This window comes from Polaromonas sp. P1_E1_2 (assembly GCF_056406035.1).
Window position 1 is genome coordinate 1 of record NZ_JBFUAZ010000890.1, and the last position, 1,169, is coordinate 1,169.

The 1,169-nt window shown below is 64.3% G+C and carries 2 protein-coding genes; both read left to right on the forward strand.

What is annotated here, in order from left to right; genetic code table 11:
- Nucleotides 1–211 (forward strand): tripartite tricarboxylate transporter substrate-binding protein (locus tag AC1D1P_RS23825; RefSeq protein WP_477674715.1); only part of this gene is annotated, 211 nt, incomplete at its 5' end.
- A gap of 183 nt (nt 212–394) precedes the next feature.
- A partial coding sequence (locus AC1D1P_RS23830; protein WP_477674716.1) for a GntR family transcriptional regulator occupies nt 395–1,169 on the forward strand: 775 nt, incomplete at its 3' end.

Consider the following 1,169-nt stretch of genomic DNA (forward strand, 5'->3'; position numbering starts at 1 on the left):
CCTCGCACCCGCCGGCCTGCCCAAGGACGTGACCGCCAAACTCAGCGATGCCTTCAGGCAAGTCATGGCCAGCCCGGACATCCGCAACCGCATGGTCACGCAAGGGGCCGACCCTGCCTTCATGGGCAGTGACGAATTCGCCCAGTTCCTGGCCACTGAAATGCCGCGCTGGGCCCAGGCGGTCAAGGCTTCCGGTGCAAAGCTGGACTAACCAGCTCCCCGCGCGGCAAACCGCGGGCATCTGCCGCGGGCCGCGTCACTCCCCGTTCTGGTGCGGGCAGCCCCAAAAACCCGCAAACCGGGCCTTTTGGCACGCCAGATAGGTGCACATAGCTTGTATACCAGTTGATTGAACCAGTTTGGCGGCTGGCACGGGATATGCACTGTCTGGTGCATGGCCACCGCCTCCGACATTTCCAACCGCATCATTGAAGCCGTGATGGCGCAAAAGCTTGCGCCCGGCGCGCGCCTGGGCGAGCAGCAGCTGGCCATGTTGTTTGACTGCAGCCGCACCATCGTGCGTGAGGCCCTGACCCGGCTGGCGGTGCGCGGCATCGTTACCGTCAGCAGCCGGCGTGGCTGGTACGTCATCGAGCCTTCGCAGGAAGAGGCGCGCGAAGCCTTCGAGGCGCGCCGCGTGATCGAGATGGGCCTGATCCGCTGTACCGGTGACGTCAGCAAGGCTGCCATCAAGCAGCTCAAAAGCCACCTCACCCGCGAGAAAGCCGCCGTCAAGGGCGACGACGTGGGCCTGCGCAGTTTTTTGCTGGGCGACTTTCATGTGTGCCTGGCCGAATGCCTGGGCAACAGCCTGTTGGCCGATACCCTGCGCGACTTCACCGCGCGCACCACACTCATTGCCATGCTCTACCAGTCGTCGCACGACGCGGCGCAATCCTGCGAAGAGCATGTGCAGATCGTGCAGGCGCTTGAAAAGGGCGACCTGGCCAAGGCTGAAAAGCTCATGCAAGCCCATATCGGCAGCGTGCAGGCCGCGCTCAAGCTGCAGGTCGGCGCCGGCGACCCGCTGTCGCATCTGCGCAGTGCATTAAGTCCACTGGATGCGCAGAGCCCCAGCAACAAGGCGGCGTCCTCGCCGCCCTCCCGTGTTCGCAAGCCCGGCCGTGCTTCGGCCAAACCCACTGACGATTCCTCAACTTACCTTGGAG